Raw genomic sequence first — 25,267 nt, forward strand, 5'->3', positions numbered from 1 at the left:
ATGACCAAACCTGCCTCTTTCAAGTACTTCAAAACCAGTCCCGAGGTCATCCGCCTTGCGGTGATGCTGTACATCCGTTTCCCGCTCTCGCTTCGAAATGTCGAAGATCTGTTGCACGAGCGAGGCATCGACGTGAGCCACGAAACCGTCCGATATTGGTGGAACAGGTTTGGTCCAATGTTTGCAGCTGAGATCCGACGGAAGCGTGTTCAGCACCTGCGCGCCTTCTCCAAGTGGAAGTGGCACGTTGACGAGGTTTTCGTGAAGGTGAATGGCAAGCGGCATTATCTTTGGCGGGCTGTTGATCACGAAGGTGAGGTTTTAGAAGCCGTTGTCACCAAACGCCGAAACAAAGCTGCAGCACTGAAATTCCTCAAGAAATTGATGAAGCGACACGGTTGCGCCGAGGAGGTCTTCACAGATCGCTTCGCTTCCTACAAGGCTGCGCTCAGAGAAATGGGCGCGCTCGATAAACAACGGACGGGCAGGTGGCTCAACAACCGCGTCGAGAATTCGCACCTCCCGTTTCGACGACGCGAACGCGCGATGCAGCGTTTCAGGCGCATGCGAAGTCTACAGAAATTCGCCGCCGTCTATTCCTCTGTCTACAACCACTTCAACCAGGAAAGACCGCTAGCCAGTCGAGACACCTTCAAGCTGACCCGCGCCGCCGCTCTCTGCGAATGGCGTCAACTTTGTTCCGGATAGGTTCGCGGTTTCCGCGGCAAACTGAGACTGGTTCGAATTCGTCTGACAGCACCCATTCAGAGGACAATTCAGGCGCCAGTCTCAGTGTCGCATTTTAGCGGGGTCGCTTTGGGCTGGATTTCCCTGATACCACGAAATTTAAAGGGAATTTTCGCAACGCAGGTCTGGAGCCCGACATTTCAGATGACACAACTCTATTTTTCCAATAGCTTATGTTGCAAATTCCCTAGAACGTGGAACAGGGAATTTTCTCGTGGGAACAGGGAATTGTGCCGACGGATCAGGCAGGGCGACCCTTTATAAGGGACGCAGGATCTGGAGCTATCAAAAGCCGAGGCACTGTCAGACAAAACCAGCTCTAGGCGGGCAGGGCGCCGATTTAGCGTCCGGACATGAAAAAGAAATCCCCGTTTCGATACTTCAAGACCAGCCCGTAGATCATCCGCCTGGCTGTGATGTTGTATGTTCGGTTCCTGCTGTCGCTTCGAAATGTGGAAGATTTGCTGCACGTACGCGGAGTTGATGTGAGCCATGAAGCCGTTCGAAACTGGTGGCATCGGTTCGGCCCGATGTTCGCATCCGAAATAAGAAAACGACGCACAACAGGCGTGAATTCTAGCCATTGGCGTTGGCACCTGGATGAGGTTTTTTTGAGGATCAACGGCGAACGTTACTATCTTTGGCGTGCTGTTGACCACGAAGGCGAGGTGCTCGAAAGCTATGTCACGAAGACGCGGGACAATAAGGCTGCGCTGAAATTCCTAGGAAAAGCAATGCGTAAGCATGGGCGAACGGAATTGATCGTGACGGACAGGTTGAGGTCGTTCAGGGCTGCGATGAAAGAAATCGGCGCTACCCATCGTCAGGAAACAGGCCGCTGGCTGAACAACCGCGCAGAAAATTCACACTTTCCTTTCCGACGACGAGAACGGGCCAAGCTCCGTTTTAGGCGCATGCGAAGTTTACAGAAATTCGCCGCGGTACACGCCTCGATCTACAACCTTTTCAATTCGGAACGCAGCCTCTCCTCCGGATCCAACTTCAAGATGAACCATGCTGCTGCTCTCGCTGAATGGCATGGTCTCTGCGAGGCATAAGGGGTAGCCATCCTGTCCTTATGGAGATTGGTTAGAATTCATCTGGCAGCACCCTCTGGGTCGACCGGACATCAGCCTCGAGTGAGAAAACCTAAGCTTGGTCTGGTTCATAGAAACCTTCCGAAATCTACAAAACAAGGTTCAACTCAGAATGAAATCAGGGAGTGGGCAAAATGCACTGCAAAGGCGTTGTACTATCAACGACTGACAATAACTTGGAAACGGCTGCCAAGCACTAGAACACAGACTATTTCTTAATCGAGTTTCTGATGGAGGCCACCAGATCGTGCAATTGGGAAATTTCGCTAAGCAACCCAAGGCGAACGAGCTCGGTCAGAGCTTCATTCGTTGACTTGATTTTGTTTGCCTTTCGCCATCCTTCGGCTGCAGCAGCGAGCTCAGCGTCCAACTCAATCAGGTAAGTTGTGGGATCCGATGCTCCGTTGGGTGCAGGACTATGCTGAGTGCTGCCGTCAAAAGGCTGACTTGCGTCAGTTGGCACGTTCTTTCCCCTAAGTTGCGGTGCGACTTAGGGTAGGTAGGTTTCGGGTCGCCCGGTAGTTGTGGTGATCCACTAAGTAGTAATACGTATAATTGTAACCGAGGCTCTATTCCGTCATCCTGATGAGGTCTGCGATTCCACGAGCCTGCATTTTTTCGCGGATGCGGGATCTGTGAACTTCGACCGTGCGACGGCTCAGCCCAAGTTCACTGGCAATCTCTTTGTTGAGCCTACCCTTAAGTAGCAACTGCAAAACCTGATGTTCGCGATCTGTCAGTTTTGACAGGCGCTCTTCTACGATTTTCTTTGGCACAGTCAAAATCGGTTTGTTGGCAAGACTGGTTTCAGCCGATTTGATTGCCTCAAGGATTTGTTCAACGGGCGGTGGCTTTTCGATAAAGTCGACAGCCCCCAGACGCATGGCCTCAACAGCGGCAGGCACGTCGCCATGGGCGGTGATTACGATAACCGGGCAGCGCGCATTTGTTTCGCTCAGATGCTTGAGCAGTTCCATCCCGCTCATGCCCGGCAGTCGGAGATCCATGATGAGGCAGGATTTCGCGTGTCTATCGAACCGATCAATAAAAGCCTCAGCCGAGGTGAGTGGTTCTGTTTGAAATCCATAAGCACCCAATACCGCGCAAAGCGAGCTCAGAACCGCTTTGTCGTCCTCGATAACATAGATCAGTATGTCACTGAGTTTGGTAGGCATTTGCTTCCCCATTCAACGGGAGGCTGAAGATCATAGTTGCACCGGTGGGCGCAGGTTCGACCCAGATTTTTCCCCCATGTGCTTCAAGGATAGAACGGCACAGAGATAAGCCAATACCCATGCCCTGGGTTGTCGTTGCGCGCAGAGGTTCGAAAAGAAAGTCCTTTATCTCCTCAGGAATACCGGGTCCGGAGTCCCGAACCACGACCTGAACCTGGTTTCCCAGCCTCTTGGTCTCTATGGTCAGCCGGTGGTCATCTCGGTTTTCCATGGCCTGAAGACTGTTGCGCACCAAATTGAGAACCACCTGAGACAATTGAACCGGATCTCCGACGACTTTGGGCAAACCGTGATCCAGATGGGTGGTCACTTGCAGGTCAGGGAGCTCGCTTGCGACCAATGCGAGATCCAACCCCTGTTGGATCACTTTGTTGATGTCGATGAGGTCTGTGTTCAGATCACCGCTGGAAATGAAATTTCTGATGCGTTGAACCAATTCGCCTGCGCGTGCGGTCTCGTTGACGGCCATATCGATATGGCTTTGAGCGGGCTCCGGAATTTCGACGCCGGACCGAACCAACTCTTGACGGCACGCGTTTACATAGTTCGATACCGCCGTAAGGGGTTGATTGAGCTCATGTGCGATGGCCGAGGCCAATTCCCCCATCGAACTTGCCCGGGCGGCGTCAAGCAGAGCATGACGCAACTTGATTTTCTCAGCTTCTGCTTTCTTCTGCGCCTCTAACGCGGCCTGTTCATGTTCCAGACTGTTCAATGCAAAAAGCGCACGCCGCAGAATCCGCAAGGCATCCCGGTCCATGGCGTCAAAAGGTTTGCTGTGTCCGCGTCGTTCCTCGCTCCAAAGCGCGAATGAGCCGCGTGGTGAAAGGCGGGTTGCACCTTTATCTGTTTGTGTTTCAATCTTCTCGGGTTTCCCGGCCCAACTGATCGTCTGGACGTATTCCGAACGCAGGAGAACCAGATAGTCTTTCCCATCTTCCGAAAGTTCCAGAAACGCTGCGCCGGCTGCCTGTTCGATTTGCTCATCATTCAGTTGCGTCATTGAGGACAGATGCGAGGACGTTGCAACACCGTCATTGGAATGTGCGCGTAAAGGTTGAAATTCGATTGGATGCGATGGTACCGAACCGACTGTGGTGACTGTGCGACCCAGAACCAGAACCAAGCCTTGGGCGTCTATCATCTCCATCAAGGCTTCGGCCTGATCTCTGACCAGATCACTCAAAGCAGCTCCGCTTCGCGCGCGCTGTTCGATTTGGAATGCGGTCTTTTCCGCGGTAATGCATTTTTTCAGTTGGTTTGTGTTTTCGATGCTTTGAAGCAGGGCAGAGGTCGTGCTGGCCAGAAGCTCTGCAAATCGCAGCCTGCTGGAGGACACGAGGCGTTTGCCGTAATGATGGCAGGCGACCAGCCCCCAAAGTTCATTGTTTGTCACCAGCGAAATCGAAAGGCTGGCACCAACACCCATATTGTTCAGGTACTCGACATGAACCTGAGCCACTGCGCGCAGTTTCGAGTACGTCAGATCAAGTGGACGAGAGGACGTTTCGCTGGCCACCTCACCTGACCGGGAGACGATCGGGATGCGTGTGCCGTTTATGTCGGGGATGGTGCGAATGACATTCAAAGTAAAATGTCGGCGCGCTGGATCAGGGATATCAGACGCGGGGTAGTGCAGGCCCAGAAAGCTGTCCGGTCGGTTTGTGCTCTCGGCGATGACTTCGCCGTGTTTGTCTTCGGCGAATTTGTAAATCATGACGCGGTCGAAACCGGTCACATCTCGGATCATCTTGGCACTGGCTTCGGCAATCTCGACCAGAACGCCGGGTTTGACGAGTTCGGAAATGATGCCCTGCCGCAGAATTTCGTCTTCCCAAACGGCAGTTGGGCTTGGTTCGGGTTCGACGAACTCCAGAATTATGTGGCCGCGATATCTGTGCGGAAAGCACTCGACGCGAAGCGCATCGCCCGTTTGGCTTTCGATGCTGAAGAACCAGGGCTTGAGGAGTTCCGGGATGGACGGCTCCAATGGCAATTCAAGCAATCGCCGTGTGTTTTCGTCGCCAATCAGCTCGGAGATATGCCTGCCCAGAATGGCTTCTGCCGCAGCACCGACGAACAGGTACGTGTTCTGGCTGGCGTATTCGATTTCCAGGGTTTCTTCCGATAGGGCAACCAGCGCGCCATGAGGCTGAACAGCCCCGATCAGATGGATCGGTTCGCGGTCGCACGTGCTGAGATCGACGCCATTGGACATCAAACCGCTCCCTGTTTGGGTCTCGGATCCAGTGGCGCAAGCCAGTCGTCCAGCAAACGAAACGTGTCCTTTGCGCCAGACACAAGATCATCAAGCGAACCGGCAGAAAACTGCAGGTGGTCCAGATATTGCAGGGTCATGCGCCACCGGTTTCGGCCTTCGACGCGGCACCAGTCCCAGTACCTGCGACCAAGGGTATTGTCTGTGTTCAGAAGCCTTTCCGCGGCCTTGTTGATGAGCGCCCCGCCCATTGTTGCACCCTCAACGACGTAGAGCACACCACCGACCGTTTTCGGTGTCACAACCTCGGCAATTTCTCTGCAGGTCGGGCCGGTCGAAACGTTGTCGTGATCACCTTCCAGATCGCGGATATCCTGCGCGATCAAGCGCGATCTCTTCTCGTACCAGAACGATGGTGCCGAAACGTCATCAACAGTAAGCGCCTTCAAGACTGCGTCATCCAATGGCGCATAAAACCCATGCAAGCGTTTAATTAACGCCTGATATTCAGACCGTTGTAGCGTACCGTCGAGCAGCGACGCGAAACTGAATTGCGCGTGCAGTTTATTGTGCAAGACATCCGTCTCGTTCCGCAAAATCGCCCTCAAGGACTGGCCGTCCAATTCTGACAAAGCTTTCAAAAACGTTCCTCCGGTCTGCGCTATTGGCAAGTCTGCGGTCCAAAGCGATGACATAGACCGCTACAAGCTCGGCAGGATCATTTTGAAACGACCGTGCGCTCATAACTTAGGTCTATCGTGAAAAAAATCTGGTGCAAAATCAATGAGACACTGGGTGAGCGATTTGAATACCTAGAAGTTCTGAGGTATGGCTTTTCATACTCAGGAAAAGGTGAGACGGCGTTGTGAGTAGTCAAGACACGGGTTTGTTGACAAAATTTTCCGAACTCGATGCGGGGACATTGAAATCCTTGCTGGCACAGACAGCGGATGTCCTTCTTTTTGTCAATGAGGATGGCCTGATCAACGATGTCATAGGTGACGCGCAGTTGCTCGACAGCATCGGGGCCTCTACCTGGAGCGGACAGCACATCAGCGATGCTTTGCCTGGTGACGCTTACGTTCAGTTCCGGGAGTTCCTTTCAGACGTAGCAAACGACCAACTCGGACATGAATGTGTGGTGCAGCACGAGACGGGCGACGGCCACACGAGAACGATCGCATATTCGATCGCGCCGGTGATTGAGGGACACCCTCGGATCGTCCTGGGTAAGGACATCAGCCCATTTTCCGCATTGCAAAACCGTGTCGTCGAATTGCATCGGATGATGGGAGAAAAACTGGATGCTCAGAAACGGGTCGAGGCCGAATATAGAACCCTTTTCAGCATTGGGTCAGAGCCGTGTTTGATTGTGAACGTGGCCTCCGGGCAGATAATTGACGCCAATCCGGCGGTTGCCAAAACTCTGGGGGAGGACCTGGAAACGCTGTCGAAACGGCTAGTTGTATCCCTGTTTCGAAAATCGGATCACAAGGAGCTGAAAGCGCTCCTTGATGCCGTTTCGCGCACAAAGGCTCCTGCTTCGTTGCAAGCGTTTCTTGCGAATGGTCAGCTGCTTGTTGTGGATGTATCGCCGAGTTTTGGTGGCAGCGAAACGGCCGTTCTGAGGTTGCGCCCTGCCGGGTCTGCGGGTGGACAGATGACGCAGGAAGACGTCCTCGTCGAATGGGTCCGCGCGGCAGTTGAAGCCATCATCGTCACAGATGAAGCGGGTAGAATTATTTGGCACAACACGGCGTTTGAGGAACTGGTCCATCTAACTCCGTCGACTTTGGAGCGGGGTCTGGGTGAGTTCTTTGATCCTGCGGACTTGGACTTCGCTTCCGTTCTGAAAATTCTACGGGACAATCCGCGCATTCGGTCCCTACCAGCCAGCGTTAGACGGCCCAACGGTCAAACCCTTGAAGTCGAGCTTTCCGGGACCGTAATCCCTGACTCTGATCCTCGCAGGATCGGGTTCGTATTTCGGAACCTTTCAACCCGGTTGACCAACGATAGCGCAAATTCCGTCGCTGACGCGTCGATTGAGGCGATGCTCAGTCGGATCGGAAAGGCTCCGCTGCGCGAATTGGTTCAGGAAGAAACGTCGGGTCTGGAGAAAAACCTGATACTTGCTGCGCTGAAACTGACTGGCAATAACCGAGCCGCGACGGCCAAGGTGTTGGGCCTCAGCAGGCAAGGTCTCTACAGCAAGTTGGACCGTTATGGTCTTGGGTCTGATTAACGGGCACCTTCAAACGTTGAACGGAAAAGAGAAACGAACAACTCGGGCGCTTCTTCATGCGCGAGATGCCCGAGATTGGGCAGTTCGGTCAGCGTTGAGTTGGGCAGAGACTGTTGCACCTCAGCTGTGCGATCCGGCGGCACTGCCTGATCGTTCAGTCCGACGACGATGTCCATTGGGGTCTGCGATTGGGACAGGGTTGTTCTGAAACCCCTCAACGACCATTGCGCCATCATGAACAAAGCCCCCTGAACATGTTTACGGTCCTTCAACAGCCTCGCATACAGCGACAGTTGCTCGGCAGGGATCGTTGATCCAGTTGAAGCGATCAACCGTTTCGCGCGAGATATGGCGTCAGGACCGAGTGTAAAAAGCCACGGTGTCAACGGGTTCACGGCCAAAGACTTGGCTATGAGCGGGAAGAGCACTCCTGCCAAACCGTCAAAATCGGTGAAGGCCGGGTTTATCGCCAAAATGGATTGAGGTTGATCGTCTGGCGTCAGGTGATGTTCACAGAGTTGCAGAGCAATTGCGGCCCCGGCAGAATGGGCGATGATTTTCTGCGGCTGCCATCCTTCCTGTTTGCAAAGGGAGGCGACATCTTCGGTCATCGGGTTCAGCCCGCTGCGGTTTGAAGCGCCCAGATTCGTAAAGCCATGTCCGGGCAGATCGATCGCAACGACATGATGGTCCCGCGAAAGCTCTGTCATCATTGCGTTCCAGCTATGCGTCGAAGCACCGGCCCCATGGAGGAAAAGTAGCGTTGGTCCTTTGCCACGCTCTTGTACATGCCAGCGATGCGGCGGGCAGATTACCCGGCGCGACCAGTCGTGATGTGGCCAGGTGGGATGATCGCGCTGCCAGTCCATCGCTCAGGTGTGGACTGCGGTTTCAATTGCTTGCGTCAGCCCTGCCGTGGTTGCGCGGGGCAGGGCGACATGGTCGGCGCCCATCCGATGCGCGAGGCTCCGCAGTGCCTTTTGCGGGCGGATGGCGGTATCCAGAACAACGCTGCGGATTTTAGAGGCGCGCAGCCAATCGGCGGTGTGTTCTGCATCTTCGGTGGCCTTTTGTCGGTTTCTCTGGCCATCCAGCGCCACGTTCGCACGTCCATCCGTCAGCAGGATCACAGTTGGGGTCATGCCTCGCTTATGAGCGGTACCCGCCATTATCCCTGCGCATTGCAGCCCGTCGGCCAATGGCGTCGCGCCACCTCCTGGCAGGGCGGCCAGTCGTCTCTTTGCCAAGACCAAAGACCGGTTCGGGGGCAGAAGGACATCGGCCGAGTCATTACGGAACCCGATCAGGGCCACTTGATCTCGATGGGAATAGGCGCGGGCCAGCAGGTGCTCGACTGCGCCCTTGGCCTCGTTCAAGCGCGCACGTGCAGCTGATCCTGAGGCATCGACAAGGAAGATCAGCAACCGTTCGGTCTGGGTCTCAAACCGTTTCAGGCAGATATCGCTGGGCAGCACGCTGACATGGCCCTCGGCGGCACGCCGCAGTTTCTGCCAGGGCGCGGCCATGCGCAGCGTGGCGATCAGATCAACCCGGCTGCGCCCGTCCGGTCTGCGCCGGCGCGATGTGATTGGCCGTCCGCGTTGTTTTGCAATCCGCGCATCCCCGGCCCCTGTTCCTTTGGCTCCGGCGCGGCGGGGGGACGTTTGCGGCAGAATCCCGTCAGGTAAGGCCATCCGCACGGCTTCGACCAGCACGTCTTGATCAGGTGTGCTGTCCGATGGCGAAGAGGGTGCGGGTTGTTCGGGGGTGGGCGCTTCGGCTTTGGGTTCCGAGGCGGGCAGGCATGTCGCACGATGAGCCAGAACCGACGTGGCCGCGATTTCGAGGTCTTCGGTTTCGACAGACATTCGCTCATTCAGGGCTGCATTACATCGAGCGGCTTTCAAAGCAAAAGATGGAGCGCGCAAGCTTGAGATGCCCAGTCGAGCAGAAAGATGCACAATCGTGGAGATATCTTCCGCCTTTGTCTGAACGGCTGGCAGCAAAGCACGCGCGTGCTTCAGATCTTTGGTATCTATGGCAGGCGGATCGCACGCGCGCAGATCGGTCAGATCAATGCGCAAAGCAAGGCGGTCAGACAGGGCAGGGGTCAGCGTTTCGTCCGGCTCGGCGCCTTCATCGAACGCTATCAGGCAGGAATGACCTTCATCCAACCGGCGCGTCAGTTTGGCGGCCAGTTGAGAATGGCAGCGTTCCGCCATACACAGGTGATAAGCCGCTGGTAGGTGCAAAAGACCTTGGCGATAGATTGGCTGTCCTTTTGCAAGGGTTGCGGCGAAATCCATCGAGGCAAATAGCTCGGCATCCGTCAAAGAAGGATGCAGCCGTTGGTGTGGCAAGCCTAGATCAGGCAGTGTCGCCACACAAACATCGCGAGCGGGTCCAGCACGTGCCCGCAGGACGATCCCGCCCAACCCAACCGGGTCGACGGCAAACAGGCGCAGGTTGTGCCAGACTTGCGCCCACGGATCGGGCAAGGGTGTCATCCCAGAACCTCATCCAAGGCACGGCGGACGCGCGCAACAGATCCGGCCTCGTCCATCGGGTCGCGGCGCAGGCGGTGGGCCAGCGCGATCGGCGCAATACGACGGATGTGCCGACGCGTGACCGAGGCCGCGCCTTCGTAAGCCGCCAATGCACGGCAGGCGCGAACAAGGGTCAGTTCTCCACGCAACCCGTCCGAGCCGAGCGCAATGCACAGTTCCGCGCAGTCGCGTAGTTCGCGCTTGCGGATTTTGATGTCTGGCAGGGTTTCGCGCGCAGTTAGTATGGCTTTGCGCACACGGGTGTCCTCGCGGTGCCATTTCTTCAGGAACTTGTCGGGCTGCAACTCAAACGCATCCCGGCGTTGTACCACTTCGACCCTTTGATCGATATCATCAGGTGACCGTACTTCGACCGACAGGCCAAACCGGTCCAGCAATTGCGGACGCAGCTCGCCTTCTTCGGGGTTGCCAGACCCGACCAACACGAACCGAGCCGGATGACGGATCGAAAGCCCCTCGCGCTCGACCACATTCTCTCCGGTTTGGGCCACATCCAAGAGCAGATCGACGAGGTGATCTTCCAGCAGGTTGACCTCATCAATGTAAAGGTATCCCCGGTTCGCTTGTGCCAGCAGCCCAGGTTGAAAGGCCTTCTCGCCATTCACCAAGGCGCGCTCGATGTCCAAAGCGCCGGTCACCCGATCTTCGGTCGCGCCCAAAGGCAGATCGACGACAGGGGTGGGGTGGTCGAGAACCAGCGCATCTTCAGCCACCTCGGCCCAATCCGGGCAAGCGGACCGTGTTGCGGATTGCACCGGGCAGCCCTCAACCGCCGAGATCGGTGGCAGCAAAGCGGCCAACGCGCGGACGGCGGTGGATTTGCCGGTGCCCCTGTCGCCAAAGACAAGGACTCCACCAAGTTTCGGATCAATCGCTGTCAGGATCATGGCGAGTTTCATCTGATCCTGACCTACAATTGCGGAGAATGGAAACGCGTGCGTCATGTGTTGTCCTGACCCTCCTTCAAGACCACCGGGTGCTTCCCTTCCCAGTGACCGGTTTCGTTTATGACGTCGAACCTTGCGTAAAGCTCTTCGCGGAACCAATTGCCTTCGCGCACCGCTTTCACGGCCTCGGAATGTGGGCCAGGGTGACGGGCGAAGGCGGCCATCGATCCGGTATCTGGCCAGATCGAGAACGTAATTTGATGAAGGAACGGTACCTCTCCCAACCCGACTTTCATCAGCACATCTGAGTTCGCACCGATCATCTGACTGATATCCGGTACCCTGCGCCAAAACCGCATCAGGATCTTCGGCTTCAGCGTCGCGCGGGTGAGTGCTGCCGTAAGCGACCCAGTGGGCGTCGGGCTGTCGACATGGAACGGTTTCTGCCCCGACCAAGCGCCGCGGGATGAGATCGGGCGTAGGAACACAGTCCAATGTTCGCAAGCATGGTTTCGATACCATCTGAACGGGCTGGCGGATTTCAGGCGGCTCTGCGCCGTTTTTTCATCTGACCAGACACATAAGACAGCCCAAACGGCGGTATTGGGGCGCGGCGTAAATCCTTCGCCGGTGCCAGAGCCGCAGAGTTTCCAGAATTCCAGCCCGTTGAGTCGTGACAACGGCCAGCGTGCCAAGCCCATCATGGCAAAGGCACCGAGACGGCTGAAAACGCCGTCAAAACGAAACAGGCTCAGGGTTGCGACTTGAATGATCGAACCTCCATTGTGTCAATTTAGATTGACATACTAATGTCAAAACCGGAAGACTTTTGATGGAGTGTGTCAATTTAATTGAACAGATTGGACCGCTAACGCATGACTCGCCTTGACGCGCAGCTGACGCAAGACGCGATCCCTGTTGGGGATGACCGGTCTCATGCCGTGGTGATAGGCGCGGGGTTAGGCGGTTTGGCGGCGGCGATGCGGCTGGGGGCGAAGGGCTACCGTGTCACCGTTCTGGACCGGCTGGATATGCCCGGCGGGCGCGGTTCGGCTATCTGGCGCGACGGTCACCGGTTCGATTTGGGACCTACGATTGTGACTGTCCCCGAGGTGTTTCGCGACCTCTGGGCCGATTGCGAGCGCGACTTTGACGAGGACGTGAAACTGGTCGCGCTGGACCCGTTTTACGAAATCCGCTGGCCGGATGGCTCGAAGTTTGCAGCGCGGCGGGGCGCAGATGCAATGGAAGCCGAAGTCGCACGCTTGTCGCCCGACGATGTGAAAGGTCTGCGCAAGTTCCTGAAGGACAGCGAGGCGCGCTATCTGTTTGGCTTCGAGGATCTCGGACGTCGTCCGATGAACCATCTTTGGGACCTGATCAAGGTCTTGCCGACCTTTGCATGGCTGCGCGCGGATCGCTCGGTCTATGCCCACGCAGCGCGGCGGTTCAAGGACCCCCGTCTGAGGATGGCCTTCAGTTTCCATCCCCTCTTTATCGGTGGGGACCCGACGCAGGTGACCTCAATGTATATTCTGGTCAGCCATCTGGAGAAGGCGTTTGGCGTGCACTACGCCATTGGCGGAGTCGCGGCGATCGCCGAAGCCATGCGCAACGTCGTGCGCGATCAGGGCGGGCTTGTGCGCCAGAAAGCCGAGGTGGATGAGATTCTGGTCTCCGGCGGTGCCGCGCAAGGTGTGAGGCTAACCACCGGAGAGGTGATCAACGCAGACATCGTCGTCTCCAACGCCGACCCGGGCCATACCTACACCAAGCTTCTGCGCAAAACCAGGCGCAAACGCTGGACCGATGCGCGGCTGAAACGCACCAGTTGGTCCATGGGTCTGTTCGTCTGGTATTTCGGAACCAATGGCACGCGGAATCTGTGGCCCGATGTTGGGCACCACACGATCCTGAACGGGCCACGCTATCGGGGGCTGATAAACGACATCTTCCAAAAGGGGCATTTGGCGGAGGATATGAGCCTCTACATCCATCGCCCGTCGCTGACCGATCCGACCGCAGCGCCGGAGGGGGATGACACCTTTTATGCCCTCAGCCCCGTGCCGCATCTGGGGCATGACAGTTCCGTTGATTGGGTCACCCACGCTGAGACCTACCGGCAGCGCGTGCAAGCGGTGCTAGAGGATCAGCTTTTGCCCGGATTGGGCCAGCACCTGACAGCGTCCGAGGTATTCACGCCGGACACGTTCCGCGACCGCTACTTGTCACCTTTTGGCTGCGGGTTTTCAATTGAGCCCCGCATCCTTCAGAGCGCATGGTTCCGGCCGCACAACATCAGCGAAGAAGCAAAAGGACTGTATCTGGTCGGCGCAGGCACCCACCCGGGCGCAGGCTTGCCGGGCGTGATTAGCAGTGCTGAGGTGTTGGCGAAACTCGTTCCCGATCCGGTGAGTGTGCGATGATCGATCCGCAGGATATGCAATTCTGCCGGGATGCGATCCGGCACGGGTCCTTGTCTTTCCATGCCGCCTCCAAGCTGCTTCCGCAGTCAGTGCGTGACCCGGCGCTGGCGCTCTATGCGTTCTGTAGATTGGCTGATGATGAGGTCGATCTGAAAGCCGAAAAGGCCGCTGCTGTTCTGATGCTGAAAGAGCGATTAGAGCTGGTCTACACCGGGCGTCCACGTAATGCGGCACCAGATCGGGCGTTCGCGGCGTTGGTTCACGAATACGAGATGCCCCGCGCCTTGCCCGAAGCATTGTTGGAAGGCCTTGCGTGGGACGCGATGGAGCGGCGCTACGATGATATCTCTGACCTTATCGCCTATTCCGCCCGGGTCGCGAGTGCCGTGGGTGTTATGATGTCTGTACTTATGGGTGAGCGCAACGCCGACGCCTTGGCTCGAGCCTGTGATCTGGGTGTCGCCATGCAATTAACCAACATCGCCCGTGACGTCGGTGAGGATGCGCGTGAAAACCGGTTGTACTTGCCGTTGGAATGGCTTGAGCAGGAAGGCGTCGACGCGGATGCTTTCACGGCAGATCCGCGCGCTGAGCCGGGCATACGCATCTGTGTCTCTCGATTGTTGAAACACGCGCAAGACCTGTATTTGCGGTCAGAGTCGGGTATTGCGGAACTGCCATTGCAGTGTCGCCCGGGAATTTATGCCGCACGCTTTGTCTATGCCGGTATCGGCGGGCAAATTCGCAAATCCGGTTTTGACAGCGTGTCGCGACGCGCTCGGACCGGGAGGGGGCAAAAACTCGGCTGGCTGATGTGGTCGCTGTGCCGCACGGCGTTGAGTGCGGTTGCGCCTCGGTCACCGCGCTTATACGCTCGGCCCTTGCCTGAAACCGCTTTTCTGGTGGACGCTGCAGCGCATAACCGGCCCGCTCAAACGGATTGGAGCGATACGTTGTACACGGCCTTTGCGCAGTTGCAAACCTCGGAAAACTCGCGGCGACAGCGCGCTATGGCCTCAGTGCGGACGCATGCAAGATAATGTTTATTCTGTATTTTCTGATCTTCTTTGCAGCTTGTGCTGCAGCCGGTGCGACTGGCGGTATGTTCCCGCCGGGCCAGTGGTATCGTGACCTGCGAAAGCCATCGTGGACACCGCCGAACTGGTTATTCCCGGTGGCCTGGACGACACTTTACGTTTGTATGAGCTGGGCAGGGGCCCGTGCTGCGGTGGCTGGTGATGCAAGCCTCGCACTGGCGCTTTGGGGTCTGCAGATCGCAATCAACACGTTGTGGACGCCCGTGTTCTTTGGCTTGCGGCGTTTGCGGGCTGGTATGGTCGTGCTGTCTGCGCTTTGGGTTGCCGTGGCGGCGACGATGCTTGCGCTTTGGTCCGTCGATACTTGGGCAGGTGTACTCTTCGTGCCCTATCTGGCTTGGGTGAGTGTTGCGGCAGCGTTGAATTGGTCGGTGCTGCAACTGAACCCTGAAACTGCCAATAATCCGCCTCCGATCGAAACCTAAAAGGTCCAGCTTGCCCGGCGTGGGACGCGCAAGGCGAGCATGGGTTTCAACAACGGAGACCGAAACCGGCGTAGGTCCAGCGCCTCGTACACGCCGGTAGTTTCTGATCCGCCCAGTTGAGTTCTCACCATTGCGCGCGAATAGAACGGCGCGTCGAGCATGTTCATCACCTGCATTGGGCGATACCCTTTGTCTGCCCGCGTTTCTCGCCGGATGGCCCAAAGGCTGCGGTTCAACTGCGCCTTGGGGGGCAACGGAGCCTTTTTAGCGGAGCCATCGGAATTGAAAGAAATGGCCTGGCTCAAGGTTGAGCCATCCAGCCGTTGTGCATCATAAAAACAGGTGCTGCCGTCGGCTGTCGGGAAGCGGCCCCATGTCCAGTACGAGAAATCCTCTTCCAGCGCACGGGTGCCGAAATTCGCGTCAAAATACCCATGCCCAGCCCACTGCCAGCCTGTGGCTGTCAGATCGACATCGATCCGGGCGGTTGGGGCAAACGGTCGCCAGATATGGGTATTGTCCTCAGTCAGCGGCAGTTCCACATCGGTCAGGGCTGTCGGTTCTAGAACCACCCGTCCCCGAACAGGCGAGATCATTGGTGGAGCCCCCATCTCATTGATGTCGATGATCAGCTTGTCACCGTCCCACCTGAGCGACGAGGGGCCAACGGTCATACTGTCGCGCGTCAATCGCAAGGCCGACCTACCGCGGTCCGTCATGGTAAACCGTCCGCCCGGCCCGTAGGTTGCCACGTTGATACAAACATGGTTTTCCGGGTCTCTACGACCCGACCAGCGGTACCACGGCGAAAAAACCGAACCGATAAAGGCTATGATCGAGATTGCCCGGCTCTGATCGTCGCTGATCCCGTCGACATACCACCAGGCGTAGCCGTTTGGTGGGACGCTGAGGGCGAAGTTTGGTCTTGCATGATCGCCTCGACTGCGTGCCGGGCGGAGAGTGCAGCCATCGGCAGACCGGCCCCCGGATGTGTGCCGCCGCCCACCAGATACAGGCCCTTGATCGATGTCCGTGCCCGCGGGCGTTTCAGCGCTGCCGTCAGCCCATGCGGACTCTGCCCGTAGAGTGATCCGCTGCTCTCGGGGAACAGAGCTTCGAAATCCGCCGGTCGGGTCAGGTTGGCTTGTCTCGGTAGCGGGTCGAAGGTCAGACCGAAGCGGCGAAGCACGTCGAAAGTACGGGTTTGACATATCTGGAACTCCAAATCGGGTTCGGGGCCGGTGCCTAAGGGCGGGGCATTCAGAATGATCTCGAACCGCTCGCGCGCACCGGGCGGCTTTTGCGTGCCCGGTCCTCGGTCTTGCGCGCAGACATAGATCGACTGCTGGCGGGGAAAGAGACCGGCTTGCAACTCGTCGAACTCCGGACTGCTCGGATCGGTGAAGAAAACATTGTGGTGCGACAGATCGGGGCCTTGGGGAACAGCATCGAAACTCCACACTACCGCTGACAGGCTGCGAGGGGTGTTCATTGTCTGCTGAGCGACGCCAGTCACATCCGGCCCCAGCGCTCCGTTAGCCAGTGCGCGGGGATCCCCGTTGAAGATCACGAGATCTGACTCGATTGAGGTCTCGCCATTGTATTCGACACTTTTGACGTGGCCGTCTTCGCAAGACACTGAAGTCACCTCAGTGTCATACTGAAAACGTGCACCGTGCCTCTTGCACAACGCCTCCAGCGCCCTTGGCAGGGACTGCATACCGCCCTGAACCGACCAAACGCCTGCTGCTTCGGCTTGCCAAATGAGGCTGAGTAATGCCGGGGACTGGTGCGGCAAACCGCCAACGTAAGTTGCATATCGTTTGAACAATTGCGCCAGACGCGGGTCACTGAACCTGCGCGCGAGCTTCCCGCGAAGGGTTCGCATTGGCGCCATTGCTCCAAGCAAAGCAGGATGCCGAATTAACGTTGCCGCAAGTTCCACTGGCGAGGGCTGCGGCTTCTCCATCATGGTGGGGGTCAGAGCGACAAACAGTGCTTTGGTTTCAGCGTTAAAGCGCATGAAATCCGTCTCTGCCTCGGGTCCGGCAAATTCTTTGATCGCTTTGCGGTTCGCATCCAGCCGGTCGTGCAGATCAAGCGTGGTTCCATCGGGCCAGAAATGCCGCGCGATGATGGGCAACCTTTGAAGCTCAAGGTGATCGTCTAACCGCTCACCCAAATTTGCGAAGACGTCGTCGAAGACATGCCTAAGGGTCAAAACGGTCGGGCCTGCATCAACAGGGCCAGATTCAGAGGGAAGGGTCCTGATCTTTCCGCCCGGACCAGCCTGTCGTTCGAGAACCGTAACACTGAACCCGGACGTACACAGACGCGCGGCGCTGCACAGGCCGCCAATGCCCGCGCCGATGACCACCGCGTGGCGCATATGCGTTTGTTTCGCGCTCATAAGGAATTGTTGACTCCGAACGGATAACTGTCCAGTGTAATTTACACTATTGTGTCAATTTAAACTTTCACACTGGGTTGTCAGAGCAAAGGGATGCGCATGGAACTGAAGACAAGGATCGATAGTGCCATACAGCAGAACATTGCTCGTGCAAGGGTTGCCCCAGCACCGGATCAGCTTGCAAGGGCGCTCGACTACGCTTGCTTTCCTGGCGGAGCGCGAGTGCGTCCGACGATCTTGATGTCCGTCGCGCTAGCCTGTGGTGACGACAGACCCGCCGTAGCCGATGCCGCCGCCGCTGCGCTTGAGATCATCCATTGTGCAAGTCTTGTTCATGATGATTTGCCCTGTTTCGACAACGCGGACATTCGGCGTGGCAAGCCGTCTGTTCACCGTGCGTTTTCCGAGCCTTTGGCGGTTCTAACCGGTGACAGTTTGATCATCTTGGCCTTTGACATTCTGACACGAGCGGCCACGCACGATCCTCAACGCGCACTGGGACTACTATCATTGTTGGCGCAGCAGACGGGCATGCCAAATGGCATCTGTGCCGGGCAGGGATGGGAGAGCGAGCAGAACATTGATCTGGGCGCGTATCATCGATCAAAGACCGGGGCGCTGTTCGTTGCGGCGACCCAAATGGGGGCTGTTGCAGCCGGGCACGATGCTGAGCCTTGGTATGAATTGGGTGCACGGATTGGCGAAGCCTATCAGGTCGCAGATGATCTTCGGGATGCGCTTTACGATGAAAAGGCACTTGGCAAGCCTGCCGGGCAGGACGATCTTCATGGCCGTCCAAGTGCGGTCGAGGAATTTGGGGTCCAAGGGGCTATTCAGCGGTTGAATGATATCCTAAGCGGTGCCATCGCCTCGATTCCGTCCTGTCCGGGCGAGGCCATTTTGGCCAAGTTGGTTCGCAAACAAGCAGAAGCGTTGACCCCGGTTACGCCAGCAGTTGCGAAGGCCTGACAATGGGACGGTCGCCTGATCTTGCGCGTCCGTTTTCGATCAGTACTAAGCTTGGACGTCTTTTGGGACGAACTGACGTACAATCCTTCGCAATGCGATTGCCGATCGCCCGCTGGTTCGCCAGGCGGGACGGGGCAGAGATTTTTGATATTATTCAAGGCTTTGTCTCCAGTCAGGTTCTTGTGGCTCTGGTGGAATTCGAACTGTTCGACCGCTTGGCAGATGGCCCAAAGCCTGTACGGCAGCTGGCGCATGAAACCGGGGTCAAGGTCGAGCGATTGCTGGTCTTTTTGCAGGCCGGTGCGGCTTTGGGTATTCTCCGGCGCCGTCGCGACGGGCGTTTTGGGTTGGCCCGCAAGGGGGCCGCGCTGCGCGGTGTGCCGGGGCTGACTGACATGATCCGGCATCACAGGGTTTTGTATCGCGACCTTGAAGACCCGTCGGCGTTTCTGCGCGGTGTCGCGCGCACCGAGCTGTCTGAGTTCTGGCCCTATGTACATAGCGCAACCAATGTGGGCCGTGATGAGGCAGACCGCTATTCCCTTTTGATGGCGCGCAGCCAGCGCCTTGTGGCTGAGGACACGCTACGCAAGGTCTCGCTGAACGGCATACGCCATCTTGTGGATATCGGTGGTGGCAGCGGCGCATTTCTGGCCGAAGTCGCGCGCCGCTATCCGAACATGCAGCTGACATTGTTTGATCTTCCGGAAACCCGTGACGCCGCAGACGCTTATCTCTCCTCTGTCGGACTGTCGGACCGCATTAGCTGTGTCGGTGGGAGCTTTCGGTCGGATCCGTTTCCGACGGGGGCCGACGCAATCAGCCTGATCCGAGTGCTCTATGATCACGATGATGCGACGGTCCAAGATCTGTTAAGTAAGGTGTTTGAGGCCTTGCCACCGGGCGGGCGTGTGATCGTTTCAGAACCTATGTCGGGCGGGGATCACCCGGACCCGATCACCGATGTCTATTTTGCGATCTATACGCTTGCCATGGGCACCGGGAAGACGCGGTCAGCCATGCAAATCGTTGCGCTGCTCGAACAGGCTGGGTTTGTGGACGTTACCTCACTCACACCGTTGCGCAGCTACATAACGTCGTCGGTGACGGCCTCAAAACCGAGCTGAGGTCGCCGGTTTGCATGTAAAGTGTCAGTTTTAATTGACAGACACATACGTAAAGTTAAACTGACATAATAGCTCGCCAGGGACTCACCCATCAGGGGTCCCAAGTCGGCGAGGGGAGGGAAGACCGTGAGATCTTCAGCCGTAGTACTGCATGGACCCGGGCATCTGTCTGTCGAGTCCGTGACATTGTCCCCGCCATCCGCATCGGATTTGGTGGTTGAAATCCGTCATTCCGGCGTCTCGACCGGGACAGAAAAACTGTTTTGGTCCGGGGAGATGCCGCCATTTCCCGGAATGGGCTACCCGCTGGTTCCCGGCTATGAGGCTGTGGGCGAAGTGGTCGAGGCCGGGTCCGATACACGATACGGAGTGGGCGATAAGGTCTTTGTACCCGGTGCCACCTGTTACGAGGATGCGTATGGCTTGTTCGGAGGGTCCTCGCGCCTGATCGTGACGGATGCCGATCGTGTCACACCACTCGACTCGGGCTGTCAACGTGAAATGACACTGTTGGCCCTGGCCGCTACAGCGCGTCATTCGATGGCCGGTTTGGGCCATCAGGTGCCTGAATTGATCGTCGGCCATGGAGTGGTTGGGCGCCTACTCGCGCGCCTCACTATCGCTGCCGGAGCGCCCGCGCCGCTGGTTTGGGAGACCAACCCAGCCCGCCGTGACGGGGCCGAAGGTTATCAGGTCATCGCCCCCGAGGAAGACCCGCGCCGCGACTATGGCTGCATCTACGATGCCTCGGGCGATAGCGCGATCCTGAACACTCTGGTCTCGCGTCTGAAACGCACGGGCGAGATCGTTCTGACCGGGTTCTACACCCAACCGCTCAGCTTCGCGTTCCCGCCCGCCTTCATGAAGGAGGCCCGAATGCGCATCGCGGCGGAATGGACGCCCGAGGATATGCGCGCCACCCGCTCGCTGGTCGAAAGCGGGGCTTTGTCGCTGGACAATCTGATCAGCCATATCGCGCCCGCGCCGGATGCTGCGACGGCCTATGCCACAGCCTTCGAAGACCCCGACTGCCTGAAACTTGTTCTTGATTGGGAGACCACATGAAAGACGACGCCCCCAACCTGAAAGAGTTCGACGCTCGGCTCAAGGCCGAGGCCCATGAGGATCTGGCCGACGTGTTGCCGACCGAGGCGGTCAAGAAAACCCAGATCATCGCGATCTATGGCAAAGGCGGGATCGGCAAAAGCTTCACGCTGGCCAATCTCAGCCACATGATGGCCGAGCAGGGTAAGCGCGTGCTTCTGATCGGCTGCGACCCGAAATCCGACACAACCTCGCTGCTGTTTGGCGGCAAGGCGTGCCCCACGATCATCGAAACCTCAACCCAAAAGAAATTGGCGGGCGAAGAGGTTAAAATCGGCGATGTTTGCTTCAAGCGTGGCGGTGTTTACGCGATGGAGCTGGGCGGCCCCGAGGTCGGGCGTGGCTGCGGTGGTCGCGGGATCATCCACGGGTTCGAACTGCTGGAGAAGCTGGGCTTCCACGATTGGGATTTTGACTTCGTTCTGCTGGATTTCCTGGGCGACGTGGTTTGCGGCGGCTTTGGCTTGCCGATTGCGCGAGACATGGCACAGAAGGTCATTCTGGTTGGCTCGAACGACCTGCAATCGCTGTATGTCGCTAACAACGTATGCTCGGCGGTGGAGTACTTCCGCAAGCTCGGCGGTAACGTTGGCGTCGCCGGTTTAGTCGTCAACAAGGACGACGGAACGGGTGAGGCGCACGCCTTTGCTGAGGCGGTTAATATCCCGGTTCTCGCGTCGATCCCACAGGATGATGATCTGCGAAAGAAATCAGCGAATTATCAGATTGTTGGCACGGAATCCGGCCAGTGGGGCCCTCTTTTCGCCGCCCTTGGCCTGAACGTGGCCGACGCGCCGCCGGTCCGGCCAGCGCCTTTGGATCAGGACGGTCTACTGGCGCTGTTTGACGGTAAGGAAACCGGAGCGGGGATCGAGTTGGTTCCGGCCACCGACGAAGACATGCGCGGCAAGAACGCAGCGCCCAAGAAATCCCTGGAAGTGATCTACGACGACGCATGAACAAAGAAGTCACATATGACGCGTCCGCTGAGGCGCAGGTGATCAAGGGCGAACCTCGCGTGGAAACCGTCGGTGAGCCGCCTGCCTTGGGCTGTCATTCCGGGTCCGAGATGGAAGTCGCCGCGCGCATCGCAGGCCAGTCCGAGTTGCTGGACCAATTTGCGCGCGATTACCCGCAGGGCCCCCATGACAAACCGCAAAGCATGTGCCCCGCCTTTGGCTCGCTGCGTGTGGGGCTTCGGATGAAACGGGTGGCTACGGTTCTGAGCGGCTCGGCCTGCTGCGTCTATGGTCTGACCTTTGTCAGCCATTTCTACGGCGCGCGGCGATCGGTGGGCTACGTGCCGTTCAACTCGGAAACATTGGTCACCGGCAAGCTGTTCGAAGACATTCGCGCGGCTGTTTACGATCTCGCGGACCCTGAGAAATACGATGCCGTGGTTGTCACCAACCTTTGCGTTCCAACCGCCAGCGGCGTTCCCCTGCGCCTTTTGCCAAATGAAATCAATGGGGTGCGGATCGTCGGGATAGATGTGCCGGGGTTCGGCATTCCAACCCATGCCGAGGCCAAGGATGTTCTGGCCGGCGCCATGCTGGCCTATGCCCGCTCTGAGGCCGAAGCAGGGCCGGTCTCCGCCCCGGACGGTGCGCGGCAGGATCGGCCTACTGTCAGTTTGCTGGGCGAGATGTTCCCCGCCGATCCGGTGATGATTGGCCAAATGTTGGCCCCGCTGGGTCTTGCCGCTGGACCAGTTGTTCCCTGCCGCGAATGGCGTGAGCTCTATGCCGCGCTGGATTGTGGTGCGGTGGCGGCGATTCATCCTTTCTACACCTCGGCCATTCGGGAATTTGAGGCCGCAGGCCGTCCTGTATTGGGAAGTGGGCCAGTCGGGGTGGAGGGCACGGCTGCTTGGCTGTCGTCCATCGGTGACGTGTTTGGTCTTTCCGCGGAAAAAGTGGGCACGGCGCAGAACGCGTTCCTACCCGCAATCAAGGGCGCATTGGCCGCAGCCCCGATCTCAGGGACGGTGACCGTCTCAGGCTATGAGGGAAGCGAGCTGCTGGTGGCGCGTCTGTTGATCGAAAGCGGCGCAACTGTGCCCTATGTCGGCACCGCCTGCGCCAAAAGCCAATGGTCTGCGCAAGACGCTGACTGGCTGGAAGCGCATGGTTCCAAGGTGCAATTCCGCGCCTCGCTGGAACAGGATTGCGCGGCGATGAAAGGGATCAAACCCGATCTGGCCATCGGCACAACTCCGGTGGTGCAAAAGGCCAAGCAACTGGGCATCCCGGCGCTTTATTTCACCAACCTGATATCAGCCCGCCCACTGATGGGACCTGCGGGCGCGGGATCATTGGCGCAGGTGATCAACGCGGCGATTGCCAACAAGGACCGGATGGACCGCATGCGCGACTTCTTCGAAGAGGTCGGCACCGAAGATGCTGCCGGGATCTGGGAGCGCGACCCGAACCTGCGCCCCGATTTCCGCACCCTCAATCAGAAAAAACTGGAACGGCAGGCCAAAGCCGCCAAAGCGCAGGAGATGATCTGATGCTGATCCAAGATCATGACCGCGCCGGGGGCTATTGGGGGGCTGTTTATGCTTTCTGCGCCGTGAAGGGCTTGCAAGTGGTGATTGACGGGCCGGTTGGCTGTGAAAACCTGCCTGTCACGTCCGTCCTGCACTACACCGACGCATTGCCGCCGCATGAATTGCCTATCGTTGTCACTGGTTTGGGCGAAGAGGAACTGGGCCGCGACGGGACCGAAGAGGCGATGAAACGCGCATGGGGCACGCTTGATCCGGCACTGCCAGCGGTGGTTGTCACCGGGTCGATTGCCGAGATGATCGGCGGGGGCGTGACGCCTCAGGGCACTAACATTCAACGCTTTCTGCCGCGCACCATTGATGAGGATCAGTGGGAAGCCGCCGACCGTGCGATGACGTGGATTTTCACTGAATTCGCAATGACCAAGGGTCGGATGCCGCCCGAGAAAAAACGGGACGATGGCGCAAAACCGCGCGTCAATATCCTTGGGCCCATGTATGGCACGTTCAACATGCCCAGCGACCTGGCCGAGATCCGGCGTCTGGTCGAAGGCATCGGGGCCGAGGTCAATATGGTCATGCCTTTGGGGGCGCATCTGGCCGAAATGCGCAATCTGGTGAATGCCGACGTCAATATCGTCATGTACCGCGAATTTGGTCGAGGTTTGGCCGAGCTGCTGGGCAAGCCCTATCTACAAGCCCCAATCGGCGTCGAGTCGACCACCAAATTCCTGCGCAAACTGGGTGAAATAACAGGGTTGAACCCGGAACCGTTCATCACGCGCGAAAAGCACTCGACGATCAAACCGGTCTGGGACCTGTGGCGCTCAGTCACGCAGGATTTCTTTGCCACCGCGTCGTTCGGGGTTGTCGCTAATGAGACTTACGCGCGGGGTCTTAGGCTGTTTTTGGAAGAGGATTTGGGCCTGCCCTGTGGTTTCTCGGTCGCGCGCTGCGCCGGGACCAAGACCGACAATGATCAGGTGCGCGCGCTGGTAGCGCAGAAGAAGCCTCTTGTCGTGTTCGGCAGCATCAACGAAAAAATCTACCTCGCCGAACAAAAAGGTGGGTTCGGGCCATCTCCGGCTTTTATTCCTGCCAGTTTTCCGGGGGCTGCTATCCGTCGGGCAACCGGTACGCCTTTCATGGGCTACGCGGGCGCGACCTATGTTCTGCAAGAGGTCTGCAACGGGCTGTTCGACGCTTTGTTCCACATCCTGCCGCTTGGTACGGAAATGGATGCGGGGCCAGCCACCCCTGCCACGCAACGCACCGAATTGCCATGGGACGAGGATGCCAGCGCCGCGCTGGAACGCATACTGGAAAGTCATCCGGTCCTCACCCGTATTTCCGCCGCGAAATATCTACGCGACGCCGCTGAACAGGCGGCCCTGTCCAACGGGGACGCGCGCGTCTTTGCCAGCACCGTTCAGGCTCTGGACCCCGCGCGTTCCAAAACTGATCTAACCGAAGGAGGAGACCTGTGCCAGCAGTAACCCTGAATTCCCCAAGTGAAACGGGCAAGAAGCGTTCGCAACGCACGCCCGAGTTCATCTTCTATTTCACGATCCTGTTCCTGATTTCGATCCCCCTCGCGATGATCGAATGGATCAGACTGTCCCTGCGCCGCCGCACGCTGAATCTGCGCGGCCCATTGGCGCGGGCCTGGTCCGAGGCCGACAGGATAACGCCACTCATTTTCTCCAAGTGAGGGCGACCCGAGATCCGGCCCGCATTACGCGGGGCGGGGCCCAGCCGCTGGGTAAGCGGCGTCAGCATAATGATCCGGAGGTTCCTTATGGCTGATAACAACGACCTGTCCTTCACAGGTCTTACCGACGAGCAAGCTCAGGAGCTGCATTCGGTCTACATGAGCGGCCTATGGCTGTTCGCGATCGTTGCACTGGTTGCCCATCTGGCAACCTATATCTGGGCTCCGTGGTTCTGAGGAGGGATTAAGAATGGCAAAATTCTACAAGATTTGGCTGATCTTTGATCCGCGTCGCGTCTTTGTGGCGCAAGGCGTGTTCCTCTTCCTGCTCGCCGTCATGATCCATCTCGCAGTGCTGAGCAGCGGTCTCAACTGGTTTGAGAACGCTGCATCGACCGCCGGGTTCTAAACCCGGTTGGCGGCATCCTGTGATGGACCAATGAAACTGCCGCGGGCGGTATGACCCGCCCGCGGCGCAGACCGGGACACTGGC

24 protein-coding genes are annotated in these 25,267 nt (G+C 57.8%); 15 read left to right on the forward strand and 9 right to left on the reverse strand.

Features of this window, described 5'->3' with window-relative positions:
* Both ACR0AI_RS13015 and ACR0AI_RS13020 read left to right on the forward strand, forming a co-directional pair.
* Positions 1-708 (forward strand): IS6 family transposase, encoded by a 708-nt coding sequence (locus tag ACR0AI_RS13015; protein WP_480674336.1) that lies wholly within the window; start codon positions 1-3, stop codon positions 706-708.
* 437 nt (positions 709-1,145) lie between these two features.
* Positions 1,146-1,805 carry an IS6 family transposase gene (locus ACR0AI_RS13020; protein ID WP_480674661.1) on the forward strand — a complete coding sequence of 220 codons (660 nt, stop codon included), beginning with the start codon at positions 1,146-1,148 and terminating at the stop codon, positions 1,803-1,805.
* Positions 1,806-2,413: 608 nt separating this feature from the next.
* Here the strand turns inward: ACR0AI_RS13020 and ACR0AI_RS13025 are convergent.
* The 3 genes from ACR0AI_RS13025 to ACR0AI_RS13035 are packed head-to-tail and all read right to left on the reverse strand — an operon-like array spanning position 2,414 to position 5,938.
* Positions 2,414-3,019, reverse strand: a complete 606-nt coding sequence (locus ACR0AI_RS13025; RefSeq protein ID WP_480674334.1) for a response regulator transcription factor — start codon at positions 3,017-3,019, stop codon at positions 2,414-2,416.
* Positions 3,000-5,297, reverse strand: a complete 2,298-nt coding sequence (locus ACR0AI_RS13030; RefSeq protein WP_480674332.1) for an ATP-binding protein — start codon at positions 5,295-5,297, stop codon at positions 3,000-3,002. Before ACR0AI_RS13030 ends, ACR0AI_RS13025 begins: the two co-directional genes overlap by 20 nt.
* Entirely contained in the window at positions 5,297-5,938 is a 642-nt protein-coding gene (locus tag ACR0AI_RS13035) for a biliverdin-producing heme oxygenase (RefSeq protein ID WP_480674330.1), read from the reverse strand. Before ACR0AI_RS13035 ends, ACR0AI_RS13030 begins: the two co-directional genes overlap by 1 nt.
* Positions 5,939-6,186: 248 nt before the next feature.
* Between ACR0AI_RS13035 and ACR0AI_RS13040 the strand changes: the two genes are divergently transcribed.
* A complete protein-coding gene (locus ACR0AI_RS13040) occupies positions 6,187-7,542 on the forward strand; it encodes a PAS domain-containing protein (RefSeq protein WP_480674328.1) in 1,356 nt (451 codons plus the stop codon).
* On the opposite strand, the gene bchO is transcribed toward ACR0AI_RS13040, so the two are convergent.
* The 4 genes from bchO to crtA are packed head-to-tail and all read right to left on the reverse strand — an operon-like array spanning position 7,539 to position 11,769.
* Positions 7,539-8,411, reverse strand: coding sequence for an alpha/beta fold hydrolase BchO (gene bchO / locus ACR0AI_RS13045; protein WP_480674326.1), 873 nt, complete (start codon positions 8,409-8,411; stop codon positions 7,539-7,541). The genes ACR0AI_RS13040 and bchO overlap by 4 nt on opposite strands.
* Before the next feature lie 3 nt (positions 8,412-8,414).
* A complete protein-coding gene (locus ACR0AI_RS13050) occupies positions 8,415-10,049 on the reverse strand; it encodes a magnesium chelatase subunit D (RefSeq protein WP_480674324.1) in 1,635 nt (544 codons plus the stop codon).
* Entirely contained in the window at positions 10,046-11,053 is a 1,008-nt protein-coding gene (bchI, locus tag ACR0AI_RS13055) for a magnesium chelatase ATPase subunit I (protein ID WP_480674322.1), read from the reverse strand. The genes ACR0AI_RS13050 and bchI overlap by 4 nt, the downstream gene beginning before the upstream one ends.
* The gene (gene crtA, locus ACR0AI_RS13060; protein ID WP_480701353.1) at positions 11,050-11,769 is read right to left on the reverse strand and encodes a spheroidene monooxygenase; all 720 of its coding nucleotides are present in this window, start codon (positions 11,767-11,769) and stop codon (positions 11,050-11,052) included. The genes bchI and crtA overlap by 4 nt, the downstream gene beginning before the upstream one ends.
* A 102-nt stretch (positions 11,770-11,871) precedes the next feature.
* Here crtA and ACR0AI_RS13065 point away from each other — a divergent pair, with 102 nt between their 5' ends.
* From ACR0AI_RS13065 to tspO, 3 genes are read left to right on the forward strand one after another with little or no spacing between them, the layout of a single operon-like run.
* On the forward strand, positions 11,872-13,422 hold the full coding sequence (locus ACR0AI_RS13065) for a phytoene desaturase (RefSeq protein WP_480674320.1): 1,551 nt from the start codon (positions 11,872-11,874) through the stop codon (positions 13,420-13,422).
* Positions 13,419-14,462, forward strand: a complete 1,044-nt coding sequence (gene crtB / locus ACR0AI_RS13070; protein ID WP_480674318.1) for a 15-cis-phytoene synthase — start codon at positions 13,419-13,421, stop codon at positions 14,460-14,462. Before ACR0AI_RS13065 ends, crtB begins: the two co-directional genes overlap by 4 nt.
* Positions 14,462-14,944, forward strand: a complete 483-nt coding sequence (gene tspO / locus ACR0AI_RS13075; protein ID WP_480674316.1) for a tryptophan-rich sensory protein TspO — start codon at positions 14,462-14,464, stop codon at positions 14,942-14,944. The genes crtB and tspO overlap by 1 nt, the downstream gene beginning before the upstream one ends.
* Here the strand turns inward: tspO and crtC are convergent.
* Both crtC and crtD read right to left on the reverse strand, forming a co-directional pair.
* On the reverse strand, positions 14,941-15,810 hold the full coding sequence (gene crtC, locus ACR0AI_RS13080) for a carotenoid 1,2-hydratase (protein WP_480674657.1): 870 nt from the start codon (positions 15,808-15,810) through the stop codon (positions 14,941-14,943). The two genes, tspO and crtC, sit on opposite strands and share 4 nt — an antisense overlap.
* Positions 15,774-17,354, reverse strand: coding sequence for a 1-hydroxycarotenoid 3,4-desaturase CrtD (gene crtD, locus ACR0AI_RS13085; protein ID WP_480674314.1), 1,581 nt, complete (start codon positions 17,352-17,354; stop codon positions 15,774-15,776). The genes crtC and crtD overlap by 37 nt, the downstream gene beginning before the upstream one ends.
* A 99-nt stretch (positions 17,355-17,453) precedes the next feature.
* Here crtD and ACR0AI_RS13090 point away from each other — a divergent pair, with 99 nt between their 5' ends.
* The 9 genes from ACR0AI_RS13090 to pufA all read left to right on the forward strand — a co-directional run bounded on the left by ACR0AI_RS13090 (position 17,454) and on the right by pufA (position 25,183).
* Positions 17,454-18,323 (forward strand): polyprenyl synthetase family protein, encoded by an 870-nt coding sequence (locus ACR0AI_RS13090; protein ID WP_480674312.1) that lies wholly within the window; start codon positions 17,454-17,456, stop codon positions 18,321-18,323.
* Between the two features lie 92 nt (positions 18,324-18,415).
* The gene (locus ACR0AI_RS13095) at positions 18,416-19,450 is read left to right on the forward strand and encodes a methyltransferase (protein ID WP_480674310.1); all 1,035 of its coding nucleotides are present in this window, start codon (positions 18,416-18,418) and stop codon (positions 19,448-19,450) included.
* A gap of 126 nt (positions 19,451-19,576) precedes the next feature.
* A complete protein-coding gene (gene bchC / locus ACR0AI_RS13100; RefSeq protein WP_480674308.1) occupies positions 19,577-20,515 on the forward strand; it encodes a chlorophyll synthesis pathway protein BchC in 939 nt (312 codons plus the stop codon).
* Positions 20,512-21,513 (forward strand): chlorophyllide a reductase iron protein subunit X, encoded by a 1,002-nt coding sequence (locus tag ACR0AI_RS13105; protein ID WP_171327847.1) that lies wholly within the window; start codon positions 20,512-20,514, stop codon positions 21,511-21,513. The genes bchC and ACR0AI_RS13105 overlap by 4 nt, the downstream gene beginning before the upstream one ends.
* Positions 21,510-23,066 (forward strand): chlorophyllide a reductase subunit Y, encoded by a 1,557-nt coding sequence (gene bchY, locus ACR0AI_RS13110; protein ID WP_480674306.1) that lies wholly within the window; start codon positions 21,510-21,512, stop codon positions 23,064-23,066. Before ACR0AI_RS13105 ends, bchY begins: the two co-directional genes overlap by 4 nt.
* Positions 23,066-24,559: a chlorophyllide a reductase subunit Z gene (bchZ, locus tag ACR0AI_RS13115; RefSeq protein WP_480674304.1), complete on the forward strand. Its 1,494-nt coding sequence runs from the start codon at positions 23,066-23,068 to the stop codon at positions 24,557-24,559. Before bchY ends, bchZ begins: the two co-directional genes overlap by 1 nt.
* Positions 24,547-24,774: a cytochrome PufQ gene (gene pufQ, locus ACR0AI_RS13120; protein ID WP_170474577.1), complete on the forward strand. Its 228-nt coding sequence runs from the start codon at positions 24,547-24,549 to the stop codon at positions 24,772-24,774. The genes bchZ and pufQ overlap by 13 nt, the downstream gene beginning before the upstream one ends.
* Before the next feature lie 87 nt (positions 24,775-24,861).
* Positions 24,862-25,011 (forward strand): light-harvesting antenna LH1, beta subunit, encoded by a 150-nt coding sequence (gene pufB / locus ACR0AI_RS13125; protein ID WP_170474575.1) that lies wholly within the window; start codon positions 24,862-24,864, stop codon positions 25,009-25,011.
* Positions 25,012-25,024: 13 nt separating this feature from the next.
* Entirely contained in the window at positions 25,025-25,183 is a 159-nt protein-coding gene (pufA, locus tag ACR0AI_RS13130; RefSeq protein WP_170474572.1) for a light-harvesting antenna LH1, alpha subunit, read from the forward strand.
* Positions 25,184-25,267: the final 84 nt, after the last annotated feature.

The sequence above is a fragment of the Ruegeria sp. BG3 genome, assembly GCF_056538485.1.